This window comes from Armatimonas sp. (assembly GCF_031410135.1).
Taxonomy (GTDB): Bacteria; Armatimonadota; Armatimonadia; order Armatimonadales; family Armatimonadaceae; genus Armatimonas.
This window is the reverse complement of the sequence record NZ_JANNYP010000380.1, coordinates 1-5,297: the sequence shown is the minus strand read 5'-3', so window position 1 is coordinate 5,297 and position 5,297 is coordinate 1. Positions and strand designations below refer to the sequence as shown.

General features: G+C 58.5%; 5 protein-coding genes. 4 read left to right on the top strand and 1 reads right to left on the bottom strand.

Translation table 11 applies throughout. The features are described from left to right. Positions 1 to 74 precede the first annotated feature (74 nt). On the bottom strand, positions 75 to 854 hold the full coding sequence (locus RMO15_RS13855) for a ribonuclease H-like domain-containing protein (protein WP_309713638.1): 780 nt from the start codon (positions 852 to 854) through the stop codon (positions 75 to 77). A gap of 95 nt (positions 855 to 949) precedes the next feature. Here RMO15_RS13855 and RMO15_RS13850 point away from each other — a divergent pair, with 95 nt between their 5' ends. The 4 genes from RMO15_RS13850 to RMO15_RS13835 all read left to right on the top strand — a co-directional run. Further along, the gene (locus tag RMO15_RS13850; RefSeq protein WP_309713635.1) at positions 950 to 1,984 is read left to right on the top strand and encodes a choice-of-anchor A family protein; all 1,035 of its coding nucleotides are present in this window, start codon (positions 950 to 952) and stop codon (positions 1,982 to 1,984) included. Positions 1,985 to 2,072: 88 nt separating this feature from the next. Next, the gene (locus RMO15_RS13845; RefSeq protein WP_309713633.1) at positions 2,073 to 3,002 is read left to right on the top strand and encodes a PfkB family carbohydrate kinase; all 930 of its coding nucleotides are present in this window, start codon (positions 2,073 to 2,075) and stop codon (positions 3,000 to 3,002) included. Between the two features lie 12 nt (positions 3,003 to 3,014). After that, complete coding sequence (locus tag RMO15_RS13840; protein WP_309713631.1) at positions 3,015 to 4,217, top strand: adenylate/guanylate cyclase domain-containing protein; 1,203 nt, start codon at positions 3,015 to 3,017, stop codon at positions 4,215 to 4,217. A gap of 130 nt (positions 4,218 to 4,347) precedes the next feature. Next, on the top strand, positions 4,348 to 5,297 hold a 950-nt coding region (locus RMO15_RS13835; RefSeq protein ID WP_309713629.1), incomplete at its 3' end, for an RNA polymerase sigma factor.

The following is a 5,297-nucleotide window of genomic DNA, read 5'->3' as shown; positions in this document are numbered from 1 at the left end:
TCGGGTGGGAGGAAGGGGAGTTTGAGGAGATTCGCTCCCCTCCACCCTATCCCTCCTCCCACCCGAAGGGCTTGTTATTGGGAGGAAGGGGCTGGGGGTAGGAGGGCCGGAAACCCGGAGTCGGCGACGAGGCGCGGGTAGGCCCACTCCAAAAGGAGCTTGAGGTTCTCGATATCGGCGCGGTTGTAGGCCAGCAGGCGCTCCAGTGCCGCTTCATCCCGCCGTCGCTCCCAGAGTGCCCAGAGATAGACCGCGTCCATCCCACTCATTCCCTCGATATCGCCCACGCGCCGGACTCCCAGGCGCTGCTCAATCGCTTTTAGGCCCCCCGTCTGCCCGAGGCGACGCAGTGCGGGGCAGAGATCAATATGAAGCTGGTCAAGGGCAAGCTCGGGAAAGCGGCGACGCAGAAACGGGAGATCAAAGCTTGTTCCGAAGAATGTCACGAGCAACTTATAGTCTTTAATAGCGGTGACGAAGTCCTCTAAGTTTTGTCCCTTGACATAGAGCCGCGTCTCAAAGCCATCAAAGAGCCCGATCACGGTCACGGAGTCTGCATCGTAGCCGCCATCGGTCTCGATATCCACGTAGGCGATACTCTCGCCAAAGACCTTTGCACCTCGCCAGAGAGTGGCACCAGGGAGATTCTTCTGAAACCAGCGCGAGTCTTGCCGCTCTAAGGCGGCTTGTGAGTCTTTGAGTGCGGGGACTAAGAGCTGCTTCTTGCTCTCTGAAAGCGGGAGGCGGGAGGGGGTTTGCAAAGCGTCTTCCCAGCTTAATATCCCCGCATCCCAGAGGCGCTGTTCACTGGCAAGTCCCAGTCCTTGAGCATGGCAAAATGTGGCTGTTAGCATTCGATTACCCGTAAGGATACCTGATTTTTTCGATTTTTCTTCCCCTAGGTCTGGTTCTTGCGCTACACTGATCTCCAGAAGGAACTTTGAATAACATGAAGATCATCCAAAAAACAGCTATTGCATTACTGGCTACTCTTTCCGTAGCTACTGCCCAAGCTCAGTCTCTAGGCGGAGCACAGCCTTACAATGTCTACGTCTTAGGTAATGCTTGGCAGCAGGGTGCCGATGCCGAGGGCGGTGTCGCGGTTGCTGGTAACCTGAATGTGGGGGACTGGGGCTTTACGACGGGCTGGAATGGCGGCGGCAAGCTGGTGGTTGGTGGAGATCTGAACAACCTAGGACACAGTGTCCATCCTGACGGCGTTTTTGCTGGCGGAGATCTTAACTATCGTTGGACCCTGACCTCCTACTTAGGCGGTGTTGAAGCCAATGGTAATGTTTTTATCGGCGGCGGCCAGCCGGGCAGCGTCAAGCATGGTGGCACGTTTACCTACACCGGCACCGAGACCTTCCCAACCAGTACCGGAACCAGCGCCTCTCCTGTGAACTTTGCGGCGACCAACTCCTACCTGCTCGCCGAGTCGGCGTATCTGGGAACCCTGACGGGCACGAGCGTTGCCACGGGAGGATACCTGAACTTTGATGTCTCCGGTGGCGGACTGAAAGTCTTTAACTTTAGCGAGGCTGCTTTTGAAGATAGCTGGCACATTAATTTTACGAACCCCGCTCCCGATACCACGGTTCTGGTCAATGTGGCAGGCAGCAATGTCGCCGCTCCCAATGCGAACTACCTCTACAACTGGGTGCACTACAACGACGGGCCGGGATCGGGTAACGTTCTCTACAACTTCTACGAGGCAACGAATCTTCACGTAGACGCGTTGGGCGGCTCGATTTTTGCCCCCAATGCCACGTTGGACTTTGACTACGGCCTGATCTCGGGCAGCGTGGTTGTCGGGCAACTTGGCACCAATAACGATCCCTCTGTCGGACAGTTCAATCAGCGAGATCGCTTTGGAAACGATGTTAAGTTCCGTGGACGTCTGCCACAGATTCCGGAGCCAGGCACGCTGTTGCTGGCCGGTCTGGGTCTTGCCGGTCTTGCCGCACGCCGTCGCCGCAAGTAAGCTCGCTTCCTCTGTTTCAAATCCTTCAAACCCTCTGCCAGCAGTTCTGGCGGAGGGTTTTGCTTTTTTGTTGTCGAATACTCTTGATGTGATTCTGTGTGTCGGGCTGACTCCAACGGTTCAGCGTACCCAGCGCTTTGAGACCCTGACTCTAGGTGAGGTGAATCGGGCGAGTGAGACGCTGACCACGGCTTCGGGCAAGGCGGTTAATGTTGCACGGGTGCTGGATACCCTCGGAGCCTCCGTCTGCCTCGTGCAGCCACTCGGGGGCGATTCGGGGCGCTACGTTCACAAAAACCTGCCCTTTCCACAAGAGATTGTCTGGGCCGAGGACGACGCTCCCACCCGCACGTGTTGTACATTGCTGGGGGGCATGGTCACGACCGAGCTGGTGGAGGAGGCATCACCCCTCTGCGAAGCCGATCGGGAGCGACTGATCGCTTGTGTGCAGGGAAAACTGCCCCTGGCCACTGCACTGGCGCTCTCAGGCTCGCTTCCACCGGGGACTAATCCCGATTTCTACGCCCGCCTATGCGCGGTCACACCACGCTCGGTTCCTGTGGTGCTGGATGCGCAAAAAGAGCCGCTACGCCTCGCGTTGGCGGAGTGCCCCTTCTTGGTCAAGCCCAACCGACAGGAGACGATTGCGGCATTGCATCTGCCTGCCGACACGTCGGCGCTCGCCTGTGCCCAGGCGCTTTGTGAGGCGGGGGCACAGAACGCGCTGGTCTCGGAGGGCAAGGCGGGGGCCGTTCTGCGCACGGACGAGGGCGCGTGGCGGATCTTGCCTCCCAAAATCACCGCACAGAACCCAATTGGCTCGGGTGATGCGCTGATGGCGGGACTGATCTTTAGCCACTTCGTCTTGCAAGCAACCTTGCAAGCAACCTTGCAAGAGTCTGTGCGTTTTGGAACGGCCTGCGCGGCGGCAAACTGCCTGACCCTAACCTCGGGTGTGGTGCATTCCGAAACTATCAACCAACTACTTTCCCAAGTTGTCTTAGAGTCGGTACAATAGGCGAGACCCGATATGGCACAGCAACAGCAACTTCAACCCGAACCCCCGCGCTACGATGAGCAGACACTCCGTCAAGCGATCCAGCTCGCCGACAGGCTTCAGGCCGAGCACAAGGAGCGCTACTCTGCCGACGATATTGAGAAAATCGCCGCCGAGATTGGGGTGCAGCCGGAGTTTGTCCACAAGGCACTCAACGATATTGAGGATAAGCACGAGGCTCAGAAGCAAGCCGAGCCGCCCAAAAAAAGTACCATTCCCATTGTTACAGTTCAAGCTCAGCAAGTCAACGAGGCGATGCGCCAAGCAGGCGAAGAGCTGCGCGGAACCACTAAGAATTTTATTCAGATGGTTGCTCAGAAGCTTGATGAAGCCAATCTTGAGCAGATGAAAGGCTATGTGGGAACTTGGTGGGGCACCGCTTGGTTGCTGATGCCGATTGCCGATGCCATTGGGGGAAGGCGCTTCGATGAACCGCTGACGGCTCTTGCAGCAGTTACCTATATTGGATTTGGTATCTATCTTGGCAAGCGTCTGGACGCAAAGAAAAAAGAGGCGGAGCTTGCTGCAAAAGTTCCGGTACCACCTGTTTCCGCATCCCTGGGTGTTGCGCCTCCGGTGCGCTACTCGGTGGAAACAAGTGGGGTCTCGCGTGAGGAGCTTCTGGCGCAGATGATCCAGATTCAGAAGCGGCTCGAAGGGGAGCGGGTGCGGCGGACGTTTATGAGTGTGGATGTGGTGGGCTCCACGGAGCTTAAGCGCTCTGCGGATGACCTGCTGGTCGAGTACTCTTTTAATCAGTACCGTCGTTTTGTGGAAGAAATCGTCTTGGCCGAAGGCGGGCAGGTGCAGTCCACCGCAGGCGACGGAACAATGGCGATGTTCGAGACGGAAGCTGCAGGAGTTCGTGCGGCGCTCAAGCTCCAGGAGAGCATGGCTAGCTTCAACGCTCAGCACAACCGATTGCCGAAGCCTTTTCATGTTCGTGTGGGGGTCAATGCGGGCGAAGTGGCCCTTATGCCTGGTCAGCCCATTGGCTATCTCCAGAGCGCCGTGATTGATCGTGCCGCCGCCCTGCAAAAATCCGCTGCACCCGATGACATTATCGTCGCGGGTGATCTTTCCCCCGAGGCACTTGCCACCCTGGGCCGCTATGGACGTCACGCCAATAGCCCTGAGGGTGGGGTGCGCGGTTTCTCTTGGCGCGCCGGGTTCTAGCGTGACGGCGTAAACGCCGTCACACCCGAGTAAACAAAGCCCGTGCTCTTCAGGGCATGGCGTAAGATTTTTCCATTTCTTTGTTATCCTGTCCCGCTTGCCGACGATAGATGCAAACAGGTGATTGCATATGGCGACAATAGGTTACACACAGGAGAGGGCACTGGAGAGCCACCGGCCACGGCTAGTACGGCTCTGCGCACGGCTTGCGAGTAGTGGCGAGTGGGCGGAGGAGCTGGCGCAGGAGACCATGATTGAGGCGTGGCGCAACTGGCACAAGCTGGAGCGCGGCGAGGTCTCGTTTGCGTGGCTGGCCCGAATCGCGCAGTTTGTGGTGCGGCGCTGGCAGCGCAAGCAGGCACGTCATTTTAAGCGCGAGCAGTCGCTGAGCGAGCTGGAGCTGGAGCTTCTCTCTCGCGATGAGCCTGAAGTGCTAGAGAAGCGCGAGGTCTTGCACTTGCTAGATCGTGCTCTGGGGAGGCTCCCTGAGCAAACGCGTACGATCTTACACCGGAGCTACTTTCAAGACCAGAGCCTGGCAGAGATCGCGGAGCGCGACCAGATCACAGCGGCCAATGCGGCGGTGCGGCTCTGGCGGGGGCGTGCAGCACTCCAGCAGGTTCTCAAGACACACTTTCGGGAGGATGCTCTAGCCTACGGCCTGGTGAGCTCTGAGCAGAGCCCGTGGCGACAGACCACGGTCTGGTGCGCCAACTGTGGCCAGCGGCGGCTTGTGGCCCACCAGAGCGCGGAGGAAGTGGTCTATCGGTGCCCGCAGTGCCACCCTGATTCTGATCCGAGTACCTCACTGGTGTTTTTACGTGAGACGCGCCCGGACGGGCCTATGCCCGGCGATCGGGTTTTTCTGCGGCGCGTCAGCAAGCACTACGCGGAGAGTATCTTGCCCGCGCTGAGCACCGGGGCACTGCGCTGCTACCACTGCCATAAGCCCCTTCCCATGCAACACTACACGCCGCTGAGCAAGTACCCCACGCTCCGGGATCGCTACGGCCTGTACGGGATGTGCGAGAGCTGCCAGCTGTACGGTTTCGGCGTGACACTGGGGCGGCTCTACATGGC

Coding starts and splice junctions, on each gene's coding strand:
- RMO15_RS13855 (WP_309713638.1), bottom strand. CDS start 854: ATGCTAACAGCCACATTTTGCCATGCTCAAGGACTGGGACTTGCCAGT.
- RMO15_RS13850 (WP_309713635.1), top strand. CDS start 950: ATGAAGATCATCCAAAAAACAGCTATTGCATTACTGGCTACTCTTTCC.
- RMO15_RS13840 (WP_309713631.1), top strand. CDS start 3,015: ATGGCACAGCAACAGCAACTTCAACCCGAACCCCCGCGCTACGATGAG.